The sequence below is a fragment of the Spirosoma pollinicola genome, from assembly GCF_002831565.1.
Classification (GTDB): domain Bacteria; phylum Bacteroidota; class Bacteroidia; order Cytophagales; family Spirosomataceae; genus Spirosoma; species Spirosoma pollinicola.
The window spans coordinates 1470815-1491971 of record NZ_CP025096.1 but is presented as its reverse complement, the minus strand read 5'-3'; the positions used below and the strand labels follow the sequence as shown (position 1 = coordinate 1491971).

Annotated in this window: 14 protein-coding genes; 11 read left to right on the top strand and 3 right to left on the bottom strand. The window is 48.9% G+C overall.

Annotated features, from left to right (window positions below):
- Positions 1–52 precede the first annotated feature (52 nt).
- Entirely contained in the window at positions 53–376 is a 324-nt protein-coding gene (locus CWM47_RS06365) for a 2Fe-2S iron-sulfur cluster-binding protein (RefSeq protein WP_100987189.1), read from the bottom strand.
- Positions 377–409: 33 nt separating this feature from the next.
- Positions 410–1414, bottom strand: a complete 1005-nt coding sequence (locus tag CWM47_RS06360) for an NAD(P)/FAD-dependent oxidoreductase (protein WP_100987188.1) — start codon at positions 1412–1414, stop codon at positions 410–412.
- Positions 1415–1768: 354 nt separating this feature from the next.
- Between CWM47_RS06360 and CWM47_RS06355 the strand changes: the two genes are divergently transcribed.
- The 7 genes from CWM47_RS06355 (at position 1769) to CWM47_RS06325 (ending at position 16482) form a co-directional block, all read left to right on the top strand.
- Positions 1769–2161, top strand: a complete 393-nt coding sequence (locus tag CWM47_RS06355) for a hypothetical protein (protein WP_100987187.1) — start codon at positions 1769–1771, stop codon at positions 2159–2161.
- Between the two features lie 157 nt (positions 2162–2318).
- A complete protein-coding gene (locus CWM47_RS06350) occupies positions 2319–3905 on the top strand; it encodes a glycoside hydrolase (RefSeq protein ID WP_100987186.1) in 1587 nt (528 codons plus the stop codon).
- A gap of 242 nt (positions 3906–4147) precedes the next feature.
- Complete coding sequence (locus tag CWM47_RS06345; RefSeq protein ID WP_100987185.1) at positions 4148–6043, top strand: family 16 glycoside hydrolase; 1896 nt, start codon at positions 4148–4150, stop codon at positions 6041–6043.
- Positions 6044–6070: 27 nt separating this feature from the next.
- The gene (locus CWM47_RS06340) at positions 6071–8239 is read left to right on the top strand and encodes a plastocyanin/azurin family copper-binding protein (protein WP_100987184.1); all 2169 of its coding nucleotides are present in this window, start codon (positions 6071–6073) and stop codon (positions 8237–8239) included.
- A 51-nt stretch (positions 8240–8290) separates the two neighbouring features.
- Positions 8291–10099 (top strand): glycoside hydrolase family 9 protein, encoded by a 1809-nt coding sequence (locus CWM47_RS06335; protein ID WP_100987183.1) that lies wholly within the window; start codon positions 8291–8293, stop codon positions 10097–10099.
- 323 nt (positions 10100–10422) lie between these two features.
- On the top strand, positions 10423–14595 hold the full coding sequence (locus CWM47_RS06330; protein ID WP_100987182.1) for a PA14 domain-containing protein: 4173 nt from the start codon (positions 10423–10425) through the stop codon (positions 14593–14595).
- A gap of 201 nt (positions 14596–14796) precedes the next feature.
- Positions 14797–16482: an amidohydrolase gene (locus CWM47_RS06325; protein ID WP_100987181.1), complete on the top strand. Its 1686-nt coding sequence runs from the start codon at positions 14797–14799 to the stop codon at positions 16480–16482.
- A gap of 136 nt (positions 16483–16618) precedes the next feature.
- Here CWM47_RS06325 and CWM47_RS06320 read toward each other — a convergent pair whose 3' ends face one another.
- Entirely contained in the window at positions 16619–17842 is a 1224-nt protein-coding gene (locus CWM47_RS06320; RefSeq protein WP_100987180.1) for a multidrug effflux MFS transporter, read from the bottom strand.
- A gap of 443 nt (positions 17843–18285) precedes the next feature.
- Between CWM47_RS06320 and CWM47_RS06310 the strand changes: the two genes are divergently transcribed.
- From CWM47_RS06310 to CWM47_RS06295, 4 genes are all read left to right on the top strand, one after another.
- A complete protein-coding gene (locus CWM47_RS06310) occupies positions 18286–18876 on the top strand; it encodes a laminin B domain-containing protein (RefSeq protein ID WP_100987179.1) in 591 nt (196 codons plus the stop codon).
- 186 nt (positions 18877–19062) lie between these two features.
- Positions 19063–19230 (top strand): Arm DNA-binding domain-containing protein, encoded by a 168-nt coding sequence (locus tag CWM47_RS40185; protein WP_394341982.1) that lies wholly within the window; start codon positions 19063–19065, stop codon positions 19228–19230.
- 413 nt (positions 19231–19643) lie between these two features.
- Positions 19644–20039 (top strand): hypothetical protein, encoded by a 396-nt coding sequence (locus CWM47_RS06300; RefSeq protein ID WP_100987177.1) that lies wholly within the window; start codon positions 19644–19646, stop codon positions 20037–20039.
- A gap of 23 nt (positions 20040–20062) precedes the next feature.
- On the top strand, positions 20063–20953 hold the full coding sequence (locus CWM47_RS06295) for an IS3 family transposase (RefSeq protein ID WP_100987176.1): 891 nt from the start codon (positions 20063–20065) through the stop codon (positions 20951–20953).
- Positions 20954–21157: the final 204 nt, after the last annotated feature.

The following is a 21157-nucleotide window of genomic DNA, read 5'->3' as shown; positions in this document are numbered from 1 at the left end:
CTAATCAACGAACAGAATAAAATTCTATGATTAAGCCCTATTGTGCTACAATTTAGATTGGCTCTTCACTTTTTATTCTGAATATAGCCCCATCTACGGTTTCGTCAATGCGAATCTGACAAGACAGTCGGCTATCTGAATCGGCATCGGGCAACGTGTCCAGCATATCCAGTTCGGCATCCTGGGGTTCGGGCAAAGCGTCCAGCCCATTCAGTACCTGCACATGGCAGGTTGCACAAATGGCCAATCCTCCACAGGTAGCCAGAATCGTATAATCCGACGCTTTTAGTACTTCCATCAGGCTTAGATTAATGCCTTCTGGTATCTCGATTGGCTGGCGTTCGCCGTTGCGGTCTTCAACTGTAAATGAAATCATGAGGTAATGGATGAGTGGGTGCCTTACCCACTTTTAAAAAGTAGGAACTCCGTTAACGGTGGTGTATTTAAAGCTCAATTTCTGATCGGGATGGACATGGTGGAATGCACTCTGACACATCAGTGCGGCCTCGTGGAAGCCACATAAAATCAGTTTAAGTTTGCCTGGATAGGTGTTGATGTCGCCAATAGCGTAGATACGCTCGACGTTCGTCGAAAAATCAGCCACATTGACGTGGATAGCCGACTTGTCGATGGTTAATCCCCAGTTGGCAATAGGTCCCAATTTCGGGGTAAGCCCGAAAAGTGGAATCAAGTTATCGGCCATGAACGTTGTTTCCGATTTATCTTTAGCCGTAACAGTCACCTCCTGCAAATGACCATTGCCGTTGATGCTGGTAATATTGGATTGCAGAATAAGGTTGATACGTCCCTGTTTGGCTAGTTCAGCCACTTTTTCTGCCGAATCGGGTGCCCCCCGGAAACTATCACTGCGGTGTACCAGCGTTACTTCTTTGGCAATACCAGCCAGAAAGATCGTCCAATCCAGAGCGGAATCTCCCCCACCAGCCAGCACCACCCGGCGATCCCGCAACAGCTCGGGATTCTTTACCATGTATGAAACACCTTTCCCTTCAAAGCGCTCCAGATTTATAATTTCGGGCTTGCGCGGTTCAAAGCATCCCAGCCCGCCAGCAATAACTACCACCTGGCAATGAATGGCAGTGCTGTCAGTCGTTGTAACAATATAGGAACCATCTTCCTGCCGCTCCAGCCCTTCAACGCGTTCGCCCAGTGTAAAACCCGGATTGAACGGGGCAATTTGCTCCATCAGATTGTCGACCAGTGTCTGTGCATTGATGGCCGGATAGCCGGGAATATCATAAATCGGTTTTTGCGGATAAATTTCCGAAAGCTGACCGCCCACCTGAGGCAGCGCATCAATCAGGTGGCAGCGCATTTTCAATAAACCAGCTTCAAAAACAGCGAACAGGCCAACAGGACCTGCGCCAATAATACAAATATCTGTCGTTATCATTTGATTTGAGGCTGTCCTGCTACAGTATGAAACCATAGTACGTTAAGCCCGTCTCGGTACGCCATAAAGGTAAGGCAGTACCCATGACCGATAACATCATAAATTGGAATGATCTATAAAGAAAGGGAATAGCTAAAATACATAAATAGCTACCTAAGAGTTGATACAAAAACACCCTTTAATACACTATGTTAAACTAATGGTTCCCTAAAAAACTATTTAGTAAAAAAAGAAAATAAAAACCCCACATATGAGTAATAACATATATTTTTACTTAAGTATTTATCCTTATGTTAACTCTCTTATTCACTTATACGCCATAGTCAATATAAATTATTAAACTTTCTAGCTACAATGAATATTAATCCACTTGTATATACGCTGGATAAACAGCGTTCATCTTCACATGTACAGATTTTAGCCAACTGGGTTGAAGCCGCTTTCAACTTGCATGAAAACTATAAAAGGCTGATCATCTGCCTTAGTCAAGCTGAAGCAGAAAAAGGAAGAAATAAAGTACAGCCTCTATTTATAGGTCAGTGTCCTACAGATCAATTGGTTGGGTTACTGATGAATATGCATGAGGAATTGGAAAATCTTCTTCTGGACATGGACAAGGTAGAATCGTCAAATCCGGCTTCGCATAAAAAAAATTACAAGAAGCTGGCTTCCCACACGATCATTTTGAATCGGTTGAACCAACAGGCGCAAACAAGGCTACTATTAGCTACATTTACGAGTGCCTAGTATCGCTCGTTTTTTTGACTTGTTATAACAAACTATGTCAACGACTTGTCTTTTGATTCTGTATCCATCAACGACAATTCATTGATCTGACTGTAAGATTAAGGACGAACTACAGGCAAAGGCCCGGCACCTATCGGCGTTCAACCCTTTGTTAAACATGAAATTTTTACTGAAAGTAATCTCGTTCGGCCTTCTGATTCTTACCAACTCAGGCAATAAAATCGTATATCCAGACTCTATCTTACCACCTGATCAACCACTTACGGTCAACCTTCAGGAAGAATTTCAGACCATTCATAGTTTTGGTGCATCCGATTGCTGGTCGGCCAAGTTTATCGGCAACTGGCCTGATGAAGCAAAAAAGAATCAAATAGCAGACTTATTATTCAGTTTAGATACGCTGTCCACTGGCCAGCCAAAGGGCATTGGTCTTTCGCTGTGGCGTATGAATATTGGCGCAGGAAGTTATGAACAAAAAGACAGTAGTCTCATTACAGATGAATGGCGTCGCGAAGAGTGCTTTCTTAAGCCTGACGGCCAGTACGATTGGAATAAACAGGCTGGAAGCCAGTGGTTTCTGCGAGCAGCTCGCAAACGGGGCGTTCGTTATTCATTGGGTTTTACCAACTCCCCTCCGGTTCAGCTGACCCGTAACGGCAAAGCGTTTTCGCCGGGGGGCAAAACGATTAACCTTAAAGCAGATGCGATTTCGCCGTTTGCAGATTTTCTGTCCACGGTTGCCAATCACTTCAAGCTTGACTACCTGAGCCCAATCAATGAGCCGCAGTGGGATTGGGCTGCCGGGAAAACGGGTAAAGCCAATCAGGAAGGCTCACCCGCCGAAAACGCGGATATAGCCGCCCTAACAAAAACGTTATCAACTAAACTAGCCGCCAGCAAAGCCAAAACGACAGTCGTAACGGGCGAAGCAGGGCAGCTCAATTACCTTTACGAAAAAGCGGAAAGTGGTCGGGGAAGCCAGCTTGGCTACTTTTTCGGCTCTGATAAATCTACCTCTCTAACCAAACTCCCCAACGTTGAACCCATCTGGGCTTACCATAGCTATTTTACTACCTGTACCGATTCTGTTCTGGTGGCTATGCGCCAGAAAGCGGCTAAAGAAGCGAAAGCCGTTGGCAATCCCATGCTTTGGCAGAGTGAGTTCGGGGTTCTGGGCGATATCTGCGGTCAGTATAATGGCAATCCCCGCCATACCGACATGGACTATGGCTTGTATGTGGCCAAAGTCATTCATAATGATCTGACCGTTGCCAATGTCACATCCTGGCAGTGGTGGCTGGCCATTAATCCTTACGACTACAGCGATGGGTTGGTCTATATAAATGGGCCGGACGGCTGTTATAAACAGCATAATAATGCCCGCCTGAATGGTCAGGTGCTGGATTCCAAACAACTGTGGGCGTTCGGAAATTATGCCCGTTTTGTTCGTCCCGGCATGAAGCGGGTAGCCGTTCACATTGGCACGTCAGATAATCCGGTAGCCGAAGCCAGCCACTGTATGGTATCGGCCTATAAAGATGCGAGTCGTAAACAGATTGTACTAGTTTGCATCAACATGACACCCAGCGCAACAACCTTGCCCCTTAACGGATTAAAAATTAAAAATGGCCGTTTTGCCAGCTATACAACGACTGAAACCAAAACGCTGGCCAAATCTATAGTTGCGGCCAATACCCTTCAGCTGGAACCAAAATCCGTCGTTACGCTGGTTGGCACATATTAATAGTTACTTTCTTGATAAGCCCGCAAAACTCCTGTAATTGTTACTCAAAATAGTGAATAGATTCAACTATTTTTGATGTGCCGAAACATGAATTGCCTGATCCGGGCATTCCCTTCGTTAACTCATTGCAAACCAATACCTGTTTTTAAGCTGATAAGCACGCAAAATGCTCCTGTATCTTACGGGAGTACACAACGTGTTCATTGCCTTTATACCTTATTATCATCTGTTTATACCCGACTATGCAACGCAACGTTTGCTGTTCTATTTTTTACCTGCTGCTCTGCACCCTGGGCGTATCAGCACAACCGAATGTTATTCCCTCAGTTCCGATTAACCTTCAGAGTCTGGCTGATTTCAAGCCATCCGGCAGCAATTGGAAAATTGTTGGCGATGCCTTTTACGACCTTAATAAAGACGGTAAAGCCAGCACAAAGTCCGGCACCGGTGTTCTTGTCAATGACTTGTCTGGCAAAAGCAAAGACCATCTGTTCACCAAAATGGAACATGGCGATCTGGAGCTTGACCTTGACTTTATGATGGAACGTGGCTCTAATTCAGGTATTTACCTTGAAGGGCGATATGAAGTGCAACTCTTTGATAGCTGGGGGGTAAAAGTCCCCAAACCGAGCGATTGCGGAGCCATTTACGAACGTTGGGACGACAGCCGTCCCGAAGGCCGAAAGGGCTATGAAGGCCACCCGCCCGCTCAGAATGTGAGTAGAGCACCGGGCCTGTGGCAACATCTTAGCATTGTATTCAGGGCACCACGTTTCAACGGGACAGGTGAAAAAACAGCCAATGCCCGCTTCCTGAAAGTGATATTGAATGGCGTTACAGTTCAGGAAAATATTGAGGTAACCGGCCCAACGCGGTCGGCGGCTTTCCAGGACGAAAAGCCCACAGGCCCGCTTATGGTTCAGGGAGATCATGGCGCGGTAGCCATTCGGAACATCCGCTACAAGTCGTATGGCATTGAGCCAGTAACGCTTACCAACATGAAATTAAGCTCGTATGAAGGCAAGTTTGCTTCCGTCAACGATTTCAACACCCTGAAACCCAACCGGGAAATGGACATTGATGTGCTGGCTCACCTGGCTCCCGGCAGCCGCGATAAATTTGGCGGCAAGATTACCGGCACCCTGCACATTCCCCGCACGGGCGAATACTATTTGTCGCTAACCTTACCCTGGATTCCGGCTGAGGTCAACAAAACGGTTCGCAATGGAGCCGGTGAGTTAAAAATTGCGGGTAAAAAAATCGTTTCAATTGAACCGGAAGATGGCGGGCACGCATCCACCAAAGTGACACTCGAAGCCGGTGACCATCCTGTTGAGTTAGCCTACTTTAAAAACTTTGGGCTGTGGTATGCCCGAAGCAACGACATTACGCTGGCGGTCGAAGGCCCCGGTGTTCAATACACGACGCTCAATCAGGTTATTCGTGCCGAAGACCCCGTTGGAGAAATTTCGTTGCTGGCAAAGAACGAACCCGTTATGCAACGCGGCTTTATGAACCACCACGGCATTAAGCATACCCACACCATGTCTGTTGGGGAACCGGGTCAGCTAAATTACACCGTCGATTTGCGCAAAGGAGAGTTTCTGCAAATCTGGCGGGGCGACTTTCTGGAAACAACACCCATGTGGTACGGGCGGGGCGAAACCCAATTATCTGCGCCACTGGGTAGTGTGATCGAACTGTCGGGAAAGCCATCGCTAACGTATCTCGCCGATCAAAACGCGGCCTGGCCCGACTCCAATGCTACCTACAACAATATGGGCTACGACGTCGATACCAATGGTCGGCCGGTATTCAAATATACGTTGGGTTCGGCGCAGGTTCGGGAGTCGTTTGCGGGCGAAGGCGATGGGCATAAGCTTATTCACTCGTTCACGGTGACCTCTACAGGCAATGCCCAATCGACCGGCGAAATCTGGTGCCGGGTTGCCGAAGGAAGCGAGATTACCCAATTGCCCAATGGCCTGTATGCCATCAACGACAAACAGTATTTCATTGAGTTGCCGGGCAAAGAGAAACCGGTTATTCGCACCACACCGCAGCATACCAAAGAGATGCTGCTGCCTGTGAAGCCAGCCAACGCCGTTGGCACGGTGACCTATTCACTTATCTGGTAAACGCTCAACTTTTCTGACCGCATTCTCATGAAGATCAATCATCATACCTTACAACATGTAGCGAGAACGGCCCTGCTGGCGTCTGGCCTTGCCTGCGTTAGCCATCTGGCCGTTCAGGCACAAATTCAGTCCAAAACGGGTTTACCCGTAAGTTCCAGCAGCAAACAACCGGCGCCGGGGCCTAAAGGATTAACCAAATTAGACGTTGATCCCGAAAAGGAAGACGACTTTTACAAACTCATTTCGCTGCCTGTGCCCGAAGAGATCATTCTGGAAGTCGGTGGTCTGGTTACCCTGCCCGACGGAAACCTGGCTGTTTGTACGCGCCGGGGCGAAGTCTGGATCGTGTCGAACCCGTACATCAGCGGCTCGGCCCGACCAACGTATAAACGGTTTGCCTATGGCCTGCACGAGCCCCTGGGCCTGACCTATAAAGACGGCGACATTTACGTGACCCAGCGGAGTGAAGTTACCCGACTGCACGACGCCGATGGCGATGGCCGCGCCGACTCCTACGACAAAGTTTACTCCTGGCCGTTGTCGGGCAATTACCACGAATATTCTTACGGGCCAACCTTCCTGCCAAACGGCAATATGCTCGTCACGCTGAATGTAGGCTGGAGCAACAGTTTAGGGCATGGCGTTAGTTTAGTGCCCTGGCGCGGCTGGACACTGGAAATTACGCCCGATGGGAAAATGATGCCGTTTGCCGCCGGGATGCGCTCACCCGCTGGCTACGGCATGAATGCCGCCGGTGATTATTTCTATACCGAAAATCAGGGTGACTGGGTAGGCTCGGGCCGTATTTCGCAGGTCGAGAAAGGTGATTTTCTGGGCAATGCCGAAAGCCTGCGCTGGACAGACATGCCCGGCTCACCGCTGAAAATTAAACCTCAGGACGTACCCAATACGGGCGAACCGCTCTACGACGTATCTAAAAAATTCACGGCCCTGAAAGCGCCCGCCGTTTGGCTCCCCCACGGTATTTTAGGCATCTCTACCTCGGGCTTCCTGATGGACAACACAAAAGGCAAATTCGGTCCATTTGAAAACCAGCTATTTATTGGCGACCAGGGACAAAGTATCCTGTCTCGGGTTGATCTGGAGAAAGTGAAAGGTGTATATCAGGGGGTTGTCTTTCCATTCCGGGAGGGTTTCTCGTCTGGGGTACTGCGCATGGTTTGGGGACACGATGCCTCCATGTTTGTGGGTATGACGAGCCGGGGCTGGTCGTCGACGGGTAAGGAACAGTTCAGTTTGCAGCGCGTGGTCTGGACGGGTAGAATGCCTTTCGAGATGAAAACGATTCACGCCATGCCGGATGGCTTCGAAATCGAATTTACCGAGCCGGTCGATGCGGAACTAGCCGCCGATCCGGCATCCTATAAAGTAACGGGCTTCAACTATAAGTATCATGCTACTTATGGTAGTCCGGTCATTAACCGGGGCGGCTGTCCAATTCGCGGCATCGTGGTGTCGAAAGATGGGTTAAAAGCCCGGTTGGTGGTCGATAGTCTTCGGCTGGGGTACATTCACGAAATTACGACGGCTGGTGTGCGGTCGGCAAAGGGCCGGATTTTACTGCATAACGTGGGCTATTACACGTTGAATAATATCCCTGATGGCGAAAAACTGACCATTGCCCATACGGCACCTGCTCATGACCATGCCTCCATGATGACGGCCTCAACGGCGACGACACCGCCGGTCAATAGCAGACCGATTGGGAAGAAAGGTGCCGCAGCTAAATCAACTCCGGCAACAAAAGCAGCGGGCAGTTCGATGGCAAAGCGTATAACCGAAATGCCCGCTTCCTGGGGCGAGCCCGATTACACGATCAATATGGGTACCAAACCGGGACTTAAGTTTGTGCCCGATCAGTTTCAGGTGAAAGCCGGCAGCAAGGTTCGGGTCGTATTCAACAATGAAGACGACATGCTCCACAATTTTGTGGTTGTAGCTCCCGGTTCGGCGCTTCAGGTAGGCGAGTTGGCCATGAAGCTTGGGCTGGAAGGGCAGGAAAAGAATTACATTCCACAAACGGAGAAGGTATTGCACCATACAAACCTGCTTCAACCCAACACCAACGAGTCGATTTACTTTATCGCCCCCGAAAAACCCGGCGATTACATGTATGAGTGCTCGGTTCCCGGCCACTTCTACGTCATGCAGGGTACGATGAAAGTAGTGAAGTAACAAGCCAAACCTCTAAGGTCTTTTAAGACCTTAGAGGTTAAAAAAAACGTTATGAACTTTACCTATAAAGGGCTGGCTGCTCTTGCTTTGGCCCTGTTGCTGGCAGCCAATAAATCAGACGCTCAGTCGCTTTCCGAAGCTATCCGGCTCAACCAGATTGGCTTTTATCCTAACGCGGCCAAAATTGCCGTGGTGGCTGAGGATGCGCAGGGGCCTTTTCAGATCACCACACCGGATCTAAAAAAAGTGGTTTTTACTGGTATGCTGGGTACTTCCCGACAAAACGCCCTGTCTGGTAAAACAACCCGCTCAGCCGATTTTTCGTCGTTTACCAAACCCGGCACATACGTAGTCGTCATTCCCGGCATGGGTCACTCCTACCCGTTCGAAATCCGTTCAGATGTTTATCGGGAATTGGCTATTGGTGCTATCAAAGGATTTTACTACCAGCGAACAGCCATCGACCTGCCCGAAAAATTTGCCGGCAAATGGGCACGTCCGGCGGGACATCCCGACACCCGAGTGCTGATTCACCCATCAGCGGCTTCGGCCGATCGTCCGACCGGAACAGTTATCTCTTCCCCTAAAGGCTGGTACGATGCCGGTGATTATAACAAGTATATTGTCAACTCCGGCATTACAATGGGCACCTTGCTCTCGCTCTGCGAGGATTTCCCGGACTATGTTAAAAAGCTGCAGACCAATATTCCCGAAAGTACGAATAAGCTGCCCGACGTGCTGGACGAAGCCCTCTGGAATCTCCGCTGGATGCTCACCATGCAGGACCCTTCCGACGGTGGTGTGTACCATAAGTTGACCAACGCCCGCTTCGATGGCATGATTATGCCTGATAAAGCAACAAATGAGCGGTATGTGGTTGCCAAAAGCATTACGGCCACACTCGATTTTGCAGCTGTTATGGCGCAGGCCAGTCGGGTAATAAAACCTTACAAAAACGAACTTCCCGGTCTGGCCGATTCTTGTCTGTCGGCAGCGGTGAAAGCCTGGAAATGGGCAAAAGCCAACCCGAATGCCGTTTATAACCAACAGGCAATGAATTCGGCCTTCGATCCCGATGTTGTGACGGGTGGGTATGAAGACCGCACGGCTGACGATGAGTGGATGTGGGCCGCCGTTGAGCTGTATGCGACCACAAAGGACGATACGTATTACACCGCCGTTACCCTGTTTCCGGACAGCAAAACCCCCGGTCGGCCGTTGCCGTTGCCCGCCTGGCCACAGGTTCGTACACTTGCCATTTATACACTGGCCCGGACAGCGAACAGCCTGACTGCCCTTGGCAAAAAAGACCTGCCTGCCGTAGAACAACACCTGATAACACTAGCCGACTCGCTTATCAGCGGTGCCAATCAACAGGCCTATCAAACTGTGATGGGAAAATCGGCGAAGGATTTCATTTGGGGAAGTAGTGCCGAAGCCGCCAATCAGGGCATTGCGCTTATTCAGGCGTATCAATTTACGAACTCACCTAATCGTAGCCAGTACCTCCAGTATGCCCTTGTGAACCTCGATTATTTGCTGGGACGCAATGCTGTTGGCTACTCATTTGTAACGGGCTTTGGCGACAAAACACCCATGCACCCCCACCACCGGCCATCCGTTGCCGATGGTATAGACTCGCCTGTGCCGGGCCTGCTATCGGGTGGCACCAATGCCAATGCTGCCCGACAGGATAAATGCCCTGGTTATACTTCGACCATCGCCGACGAGGTGTATCTCGATGCTGACTGCTCCTATGCGTCCAACGAAATTGCCATCAACTGGAACGCCCCCCTTGTTTACCTGACCGCAGCCCTGGAAGCCTTACAAAAGAATCAGAATACCAGTGTAAGCAAATAAATACTCCTCCATCGCGGAATCAACCGATAAAATTTCTGACTTTTTGCCTACCAAAAACATGGAATTGATTCACTGGAATCAATTCCATGTAAGTAGCCTCTGAAGGTCAGAAAACGTGAACGTATCCCCTTGTAGATCAGCCTACAGTAAAAATCGCGTAGTAGTACCCCATTTATCCTAGAATTATTTGCACTCTCTACTGTTTTTATATACATACCGTTTAATAAATAATTTTTTGCGACTAACTTGCTTGTAATAAAGCAAGCAACAAATAAGCTCTGCCTGTTTAGCCAACACTCAATATACCTCTTACCTATTCCTACATGTCTATATTATTTATCTGGAAACACGGCCGGGCAGGACGACTGTTTCTGGTTTGCAACACACTCATGCTTTTCCTGTGTTCAAGCTGGCAATTTGTCACCGCACAAACGACCTATTATGTCGCCAATTCGGGAAACGATGCCAACAATGGGCGGTCTGAAGGTTCGCCTTTTCAGACGCTGGCAAAAATCAACAGTTTATCCCTTCAGGCTGGCGATGTCGTTTTGTTCCGGCGGGGAGACACGTTCAGAGGAAACTTACAGATACGCCAGTCGGGTGCGTCCGGCAGACCGATCATTATTGATGCTTTCGGCTCCGGCAACAAACCCATACTGGCAGGCTCAGTTCAGGTTTCCAACTGGAATAACATCGGCAATAACGTCTGGGAGGCTGCTTGCCCGTCCTGTGGGAGTCGGGTAACGGGTGTTTACCGAAATGCATCGACCCTTCCGCTGGGGCGCTATCCAAACCTCAGCGATTCGAATAAAGGTTATCTCACGATTCAATCGCATGGCGGGAAAACATCGCTGACCAGCCAGCAGGCGCTGTCGCAAAACTGGACGGGGGGCGAAGCGGTGGTTCGGCCAACGCAGTGGATTCTGGATCGGGCGGCCATTACCCAGCAAAATGGCAATACCCTTACCCTTTCCAATAATAGCAGTTACGATCTGGCCGACGGCTGGGGGTATTTTATCCAGAATCACCCGGCCACGCTGGATCAGGTTGGTGAGTGGTATTACAACCCGTCGACGAAAACGATTCGCCTGTTCGACAACCAGAACAACCCAAACAACCAGACCATCACGGCCACCAATAGCGACGGCATCAGTCTGAATAATTCCTCTTACATAACCGTCCATAACATTAAGATTACCGAAACACTTGGCACTGGCGTTTCGGTGAATGGCGGCTCCAACATTACATTGTCGGGCGATGATATTACCAATTCGGGCGAGGACGCGGTGGCCATTATTGGGTCCAATAATACGATCCTGGCCGAAAACAACCTTATTGAAGACGCGAACAGCAGTGGATTTTACATTGGGCCCTATCAAAACTTTACCTTTCGGGGAAATACCCTCCGGCGAATTGGGATATTGCCAGGCCGGGGAAAAAGTGGCGATGGCACTTACTCTGCCGTTCAGTCGCTATGCACAGGCAATACACTGATCGAAAACAACCTGGTAGATAACGTTGGCTATAATGGCATTTCGGTCGTAACCAGCGCGACGGTCCGCTACAATCAGGTATCTAATTTTTGCCTGACCAAAAGCGACGGTGGCGGCATTTACACCTGGAACGGCAGTCGGGCCAATGTAGGCGATCTGCACATTATCTCGAACATTGTTTTTAGCGGTATTGGCGCACCGGAAGGCACGCGGGGTGGCGCTTACTCGGGTGCCAACGGCATTTTTCTGGACGACTGTTCGCAAAATGTAGAAGTTGCCAACAACACCTCGTTTGGGTCGAAGGGAATGGGAATTTTCCTGCGGGGCGTATCCAGCATCAGTGTCAAAGGGAATACCACGTTCAATAACTCGGAGGAACAAATCAAGTTAGCCTACAATGGAGCCTGTGCTGTACGGAACAACGACGTTCAGAATAACATTTTTTTCAGCCGATTGCCGAATCAGGTCGTGGCATCCTATGAGTCGAACGCCAATGATTTGACCAACTATGGTCAGTTCAATTACAACTATTATGTGCGCCCCTTCGATGATCTGTTTAAAATTCGGGCGGTTTATAATCCCGGCTCAGGCATTACAGGTGCCGACTATACACTCACCGGTTGGCAGGCACTGTATGGCAAAGATGCGAACTCGTCTAACAGCCCGATCACCTACAAAAGCCAGGTTGTTAGTCAAACGGGAGCTAGTCTGCTCTCAAATTCCTTTGGCAGCAATACCGAAGGCTGGAGTGTATGGTCGCCTAATGGCAATGGCCGAACCGACTGGGATAATACAAATAAACTTGACGGTGGGTCACTCCGCATATCCTTTACAAATTCGCAGGCCAATTCATATCTGTTGGCAACAGTACCAATCGGCGCTGTTACCAAAGGCAAATCGTATCAGCTTTTATTTGATGGTATAGCCTCTGGTGCCAACAAGCGAATCGATGCTTTTCCGCGCCAACTATCGGGTAATTACAGCGACCTCTCGGCGCGGTCAACGCTATTACTAGGCACGACACGGCAGCAATATGAAGCCGTATTCACCGCCACAGCCGATGAAGCGAATGCGATTCTGGTGTTTCAGGTAACGGGCGACGGACAAACGGCCTGGGTCGATAACATTCGTTTGAAGGAAGCCACGCTCTCTACACTTAACCCCGACGATTACATCAAGCTGGTGTATAATGCCACAGGCCAGAACGCAACAACATCACTGAACGGCAACTACCGGGATGCCAAAAACACCCTCTATTCCAATCAGATAACACTGCCTGCCTATTCGTCGGCCGTGTTAATGAAAGAAACCACGACAACCCCACCCCCGCCCGTTACGCTACGGGACCCCGAAAACCCGGCAAACACCGTTAGCGGGCTCAATTATCAGTATTATGAAGGTAGCTGGACGTCGATGCCCGATTTCAATGGACTGACACCCGGCAAAACGGGAACCGTTGCCACGACTGATATAACGGTTCGCAACCGTACAGAGAACTACGGACTTCGTTTCAAAGGCTATATCAATGCTCCAACCGATGGCACCTACACGTTTTATACCTCTTCCGACGATGGTAGCAAACTCCTGATCGGCACAACAGAAGTGGTTAATAATGATGGCGTTCATGGGACAATTGAAAAATCCGGCACCATTGGCTTAAAAGCCGGTAAACACGCCATTACGATTCTCTTTTTTCAGGGGGACGGTGGACAGGAAATGACCACCAGTTATTCAGGTCCGGGAGTTAATAAACAAACTATCCCGGCATCAGCTTATTTTCGGGTCTCGGCACCGGTTACGACCGGAAATGGAAGCGGTCTACTAGGCGAGTATTTTAACAATATAAACCTCAGTACGCCTATTGTATCATCGCGCACCGATGCCACCGTAAACTTTGATTGGGGGAACAACTCCCCTATTCCGGGCACCGTTGGCACCGATAATTTTTCTGTTCGCTGGACAGGCCAGGTCGAGGCTCCCGTTACAGGCAACTACACCTTCAGTACTATATCTGACGATGGTGTACGGCTTTGGGTCAATGGCAATCAGGTCATTAATAACTGGACTACGCATGCTCCCGCTACTGATAACAGCAATTCAATTGCCCTCACGGCTGGCCAGCGTTACACCATTAAAATGGAATATTTCGAGAGTTCCCTTGGCGCTGTGGCAAAGCTTATGTGGGCATATCCGGGACAGCCTCAGCAGGCAATTCCGCAAGGTTTCCTATATCCGGCCTCGCCGACCACACCAACGGCAGGCACCAGTACTTACCTGTCGGACCTGAACTGGACGTCCGCCACAAATGGGTATGGACCCGTTGAGAAAGACCGCAGTAACGGCGAGATAAACGGTGGCGACGGCAGGGCAATAATTTTGAATGGCGTAACCTACCCCAAAGGTTTGGGTGTACACGCGCCTTCTCAGATTACGTATGCTTTGAATGGTCAGTATACTCACTTTATAACCGACATGGGTATGGATGACGAAATCGCCACTGCCGGTTGTGGAACCGTTACCTTCGAGGTTTATCTGGACAATGTATTGGCTTATAGCAGCGGGGTTATGAATCCAACAACAGCAACCAAGTCAATCGACCTGAATATAACGGGTAAACAAACCCTGAAACTGGTTGTCACGAATGGGGGCGATAACACAAACTGCGACCATGCCGATTGGGCAGGTGCCCGCGTGACGACCTCTAGCGGTGGCCGACTGGCCGACCAACCAGCTATAGAGTTCACACCTGAATTGGCCCTACACGTATATCCTATTCCGGCACACAACGAAATCAGTATTCGTTACATAGCCGAAACAGCGGGCGAAGTAAGCCTCCAGCTCGTAACGACAGGGGCGTTGCCAGTTATTCAGTCACTTCATCAAGTTATTGCGGGCGAGAACCTCTTACGACTACCCGTCGCTGAGCTGAGTCGTGGCTTCTATATATTGAATATGGTTCAGGGCACTCAGCGTTTCACCAGAAAAGTCATTTTATCAGAATAGACTATTAGCACGCGGATTATACAGATTTAACGGATAAAGACGGATTGAGCATGGTTTCAATCCGTCTTTATCCGTTAAATCTGTACAATCCGCGTGCTATACAACATATCAACAGCTTTAATTTTATTTCGCCTTTTCTTAATTTATAAGTATATTTATCACATAATACTTCATTACATGAAATAAAATTCTACTATTCCCATGAACTATGCGATAAGACTTATACTCTTGCTTTCCCTACTTCCAACGATGATGCTGGCACAGGGGAAAAAGCCTAAAACAGCGAATACACAAACAGCCGATAAGGTCGAAAAGCTAAAGCAGGAAGCAATTGCCGCCATTGACCAGCGAAAAGATCAGGCACAGCAAATCAACGATATGCTGTTCAGCTTTTCTGAGCTGGGTTTTCAGGAAGTGGAATCGTTCAACTACCTGACTACACTACTCGAAAAAGAAGGCTTCACCATTCAGAAAGGTATTGCCGGGATGCCCACTGCCTGGATTGCGACCTGGGGCTCCGGCAAACCCGTTATTGCCATTGGTTCCGATGTGGACTGTATTCCAAAAGCCAGTCAAAAACCGGGCGTAGCCTATAAAGACCCTATTGTTGAAGGAGCCCCCGGTCATGGCGAAGGTCACAATTCCGGCCAGGCGCTGAACATCGTGGCTGCGCTGAGCGTGAAGGCGCTGATGGAAAAAAACAAACTATCCGGCACGCTGATGCTCTGGCCGGGTGTAGCCGAAGAGTTGTTGGGGGCAAAAGCATTTTACGTGCGCGACGGGTATTTCAAAAACGTCGACGCCTGTATTTTCACCCACGTTGCCGACAACCTCAGCGTCAACTACGGCGATGCGGGCTATAATGGTATGATCTCGGTTAAGTTTTCGTTTGAAGGGCAGGCGGCTCACGCGGCTGCGGCCCCCTGGCGCGGACGAAGTGCGCTGGATGCCGTGGAGTTGATGAACATTGGCTGGAATTTCCGTCGCGAACACCTGGAGCTAACCCAACGCTCGCATTACGTCATCTCCGACGGTGGCGACCAGCCAAATGTTGTTCCGTCTAAGGCCTCGGTCTGGTATTACTTCCGCGAACGCTCATACCCAAAAATCGTTAAGCTTTTCGAAACAGGCATCAAAGTAGCTGAAGGAGCCGCCCTGATGACCGACACCAAATTCACCTACGAAATTCTGGGATCGGCCTGGCCGGGTCACTTCAATAAACCCATTGCAGCGGCTATGTACGATAATATCAAACGGATTGGTCTACCCACCTGGTCTGCCGACGATCAAATGCTGGCAAAAGCTACCCAGAAAGAATTGCAGTCGCCAAAGCGGGAAGGTCTGGCCAGTAAGCTCGACACTATCGGAACGCCGGTGCCCACTGCCCCAACAGTTATGATGGGAGGTCAGTCGATGGTGCCGCTTACGGGCGGGTCCGACGATATTTCTGATATCTCATGGGCGGTGCCGACGGTTGTGCTGCTGTACCCGTCGAATATTCCCGGCTTACCCGGTCACCACTGGTCCGATGCCATTTCGATGGCCACGCCCATTGCCCACAAAGGTATTGTAGCCGGGGCAAAAGTAGAGGCCATGACGTTGCTGGATATGCTCATGAAACCGGAGGTGCTTCAGGAGGCAAAAGCCTACTATACCGACGAGCAAACCAAAGATACAAAATACACCCCCCTGATTTCGTCGAAGGAGATCCCGGCAATCTACCTGAACAAGAAGATCATGGCCGAGTTCAAACCAAAACTGGAGAAGTTCTACTACGACCCAACCAAATACAAAACCTACCTGGAACAGCTCGGTATCAAATACCCAACCCTGCGCGACGATCAACGCGCCGATCTGGAAAAGAAACCGGAGACTAAAGGAAAGTAGCGAATTTTTACCAACCGAAGCACCACCCCCAACCCCCTCCTAAAACAGGAGGGGGCTAAAAAAGGGTAGCCCGTTACGGAGCCCCCTCCTGTTTTAGGAGGGGGTTGGGGGTGGTGCTTCGGTTGGTAAAAATTCGCTAAACTTCCGCGCCGAGCAGTTCCTCTCCCACCCCCTGATACCTGATGCTTTTTCTACCCCAAAGCAGAATCAGGAGCGCCAGTAGCGAAGTTGCCGCCATGATTCCCACCATCGGTATGGCCGTATGATTATTGAGTAAGCTGACACTCACCGATGCCAATGCCCCCAGACCCATCTGGGTGGCACCCATCAGCGCCGATGCGCTTCCCGCGTTTTTTGTAAATGGAGCCAGCGACAGCGCACCCGTGTTAGGGCTGATAATTCCCAGACAGCATAAAAAGGCAAATAATAACACCAGCGTACCCACCAGCCCAAGCCAGCCAAGAACGGTTAGTAACAGAAAAACCAGCGTAATGGCTACCTGACAACTCAGAGCCGCAAAAATGAGCTGCTCACTCCGGTAACGACGCAGCAAGAAGCTGTTTACCTGACTGGCACCAATCAATCCAACCGACAAACCGGCAAATATCCAGCCGTACACCTGGCCGCTCACCTGGAAAATATCCATGAACACCAGGGGTGAATCGGCTACATAGGCAAACAAACCCGCGAAGGACATCCCCCCTGTCAACGCATACGTAGAAAATTGCCGAACCCGCAATACAGCCAGAAAATTGGTTAAGATAGGCAACGGTTTCAGCGACATAGTTGTATCGGGCAGATAACCATTCGGCAAGCCGAAACGAGTGGCAAATAGCAATACTACACCCAATACCCCCAGAATGACAAAGACCGACTGCCAGCCGAAGGTAGCCGTCACATAGCCACCCAGCGTAGGGGCCAGCAAAGGCGACAGACCCAACACCAGCATTAACAGGGCAAACACTTTTGCATTTTCTTCAACCGGAAACAAGTCCCGAACCATAGCCACAGCCGCTACACCGGCGGAACAACTGCCAATGGCCTGTAAAAACCGGAGAGCAATGAGCCAGTCAATGCTCGTAACCGTCATGCACCCTATAGAGGTCAGGATAAACAGGCTCAATCCAACATAAAGCGGCTTTTTACGACCAAACCGATCCAGCAGCGGGCCATACAGCAACTGCCCTGCCGAAATGCCAATGAAGAAACTGGAAAGAGACAACGCTACCTGAGGAACTGTGGTATGCAGATCATTGGCAATAGCGGGAAAACCCGGCAGATACATGTCAATGGAAAAAGGCCCCAGCGCCGTCATAGCGCCAAGAATGAGAATGAGCGAAAGATGTCGACGTCGAGTCATGAACTGTTTTAGTAGTATCGCAAGATACGGGTAATTGGATAAAGGTTTGCTCCAAGATCCTTTTCAACCTATCTGGCAATTTGATTTTAACGCCCTTGATACACTTGAGTTATCAACTATCGGCCTCTGTCAGGCAAATTGCAAATAGCCACACTGCTTGTAGGTAAACCAAAATACGATATAGCCTGCAAAAAAATCGGTTATTAAGTAATTAGATATAATTTCTAATTTGTAGGACGTTGGATGCAACGGGCAGGTCTGGAATGGTTTAACCGGCTTGTTATGGAACACAGTCGATTATTCAAACGGTATGCTGTCACAAATTCGCTTTACATTTTATATTTTACTCGTCGGTACCTTTTCCGGAAAAACAGGTATTATTGGCTTTTTAAGAAGGTGTAGCTACGCATCTTATATCTCTTAATCAATTACGTTTACGGACAATGTGCTCTAAAAGAGAAATACTTGTCCTTTACAAACTAATTTTTATCATTGGTTTATTCTCCCTTCTTTCGGTAGGCTGTTCAGAGTCTAGTATCAATAAAGTATTTCAAGCCAACGTCAATAGCTTTGATACCGATGATCAGGGTGGGCGTGTAAGTTCAGGGGGACTAGGTATCTATAGGCCAACAGGCGGTAATCCAGACGGTTATTTATCTGCGATTGATGCGGCAAATGGTGTTTGGTATTTTATTGCTTCACAAACGTTTATCAACGAAGTCAAAAAAAGATACGGTCAAACACTCCGTTTTGATCTGGAGCAGTCAGTGGTAGACAATCAGGCAAGTAAAGATGATGTTATTCTGGCCAGTGGACTGGATACGTTGAGGTTCAACACCGCCTATAACCCAAAAACGACTTGGATGAGATACGCAGTAAAACTGGATGAGTCGAGCGGCTGGAAAAAGAACAGGAAGATAGTCAGTCAGGCAGACATTCAGACAGTTTTACAAAATTTAACCAATTTGCGTATACGGGGAGAGTTCAGAGCTGGCCCCGATCAGGGTGGCCTGGACAACGCAGCGATTTACTAGCCCATACAAAAACCGCCAACATTGCTGAAGACGGTTTTTGTGGTAACTAGCGGGTAGTTGGTGAGAAAGTGGAGGGATTCGAAGCCCGACGCGCTTGCGCATCCTGATTACAAATCAGGCGGAATCGACCGTTGCATGGACTTTTAGAAGGATTTGAGGTGGTTTTTGGAGGGTAGTCATAGACAAATGTTTTACCTATGTGTTACCTATATGAACCTATCAATCCGATTCCTCCTAAGAAAGGACAAGCCTGGTAAGGATAACCTATATTCGGTTCACCTGAGAGTTACCCAGAGTCGAAAACATCAGTATTTATCGACCAAACACCGAGTCAGTATTGCTAATTGGGATTAGACTAGAGAACGGGTCATAAAGAAATGTCCCAATTATACCGCTATCTACGAGGATCTGGCTGAATTGTATAATCGGGTAGTTCGGCTAAGTAACGATAACCTTCATCCTATCCAGATTCTGGAACAGATTAAAAATCCTCCGATTGCAAAGGTTAAATTAGCGATTCCATAGGTCAGTGAAACCATCCACTTGCTGATCAAACAGCTCCGGGCTGCTAATCGAATTAGTTATGCCCGGGCCTTTGATGACCTTGATTCAGCCATACTCCGGTCCTGGAAAGAAGACCGACTGGCTACGGCTATCAGCTACACGATGTTGGGAGAGTGGGAGACGTTTCTACTACGGCATGGTTGTCGAATGAATAGTGTATTTGTCTATACGTATGCTACTGGAAAATCTAGACAAAATCCAGTATGAATACGTACCTTAATGATTTGTTAGGCTATAAGAAAAAGAAAACTCGACACCTATTCCGCTGGAAGGTCGTTGAAGCTTATCGCGCCGAACGAGTCCAGGCTTCCGAACTGGAAGAAACCTTGGGTATCCCGATGAGGGAGCTGCGCCGTCTTAACCGCAATTACTTCAGATTACGCTTACTTCCCCTTTTACAACCCAAAAACCGCCGAAAAACCATGAAACGAGACGCGGATTATGTCAAAACGCTGGAACGCAAACTAGCGGACATGGAAAAGGAGAACCAGTTTCTCCGCTTACAGGCGGAAGCCTATCAAACGGTGATTCAAATTGCCGAAGAGCAGTTTAACATTCCAATCGTAAAAAAGCCTGGCGCCAGGCGGCCGAAAAATTAACTCGTCGCTACCCCTTAGTGGGGATGGAGGTAATTTGTAAGCTGTTTGGCCGAGTAAGACAAGCCTGGTATGCGGCTACCCGGCAAAAAGAAAAAGTGGGTTTCCAGACGGATGCTATCTTGCAGGAGGTCAGGCGAATACGTCGTGACATTCCGGGTATGGGTACCCACAAACTGCATCATGAAATGCGGGTATTTTTAACCCGACACCGCATCAAGCTGGGCCGGGATCGCCTGCATGCGCTCTTGAAAGAGAACGGCATGTTAGCCAAACGAAAAGCGAATAAGGTTACCACGACTCAATCGAACCATACTCATTTTAAATACCCAAACAAGGTCAAAAATCTCATACCCGGACGGGCTAATGAGCTGTGGGTGAGTGACCTAACCTATGTCTCGGTTGGTCCAACTTATGCGTATCTCTACATCATTATGGATGCTTTTTCGCGTAAGATCGTCGGCTGGTCGTTTGAGAAGACCATGCATGCAAAAGGGGCATTAAGGTCGTTGAATATGGCTTTGTTAGCTCGAAAAGATATCAGTCAGTCCTTAATCCATCATTCGGATCGGGGCGTACAATACTGCTCCTGGGCTTATGTCCAACGATTGCGCCAGGTGAATGCCACGATCAGTATGACCGAGTCGGGTGATCCGAATGAGAACTCCCTGGCGGAGCGGGTGCTTCAGTCTCTGAAAGACGACTGCAAACTTAGCCGTACGTTTACCTCTTTTACCGCAGCCGCCGAGGGTGTTGAACGAGCGATTACGGCTTATAACACGGTTCGTCCGCACGCTTCGCTGAATTATTTAACTCCGCACCAGATGCACCAGCGAAAGCGTAAAGTCAAGTTACGATGGTACCCTTATAAAAAGGTGAGGTACGGAAATGTGCAATACGAGGGCCTGTTACGGTGATTTTAATATCTGTCCAATCTAATCAGTAGCATACGGTTAATTAATTACTCTATAAGGTGGACTGACTTTGGCTAGTTTAAAGCTAAAGCACTACTCTCGAAAAGTCCCATTGTGACAGCGCTTGTATTTTTTAATGCTACCGTAAGCTAGGAACGTTTTGGCGTGTGCAAGCCATGAAACTCCTTCACGAAAGATCCTTCTCAA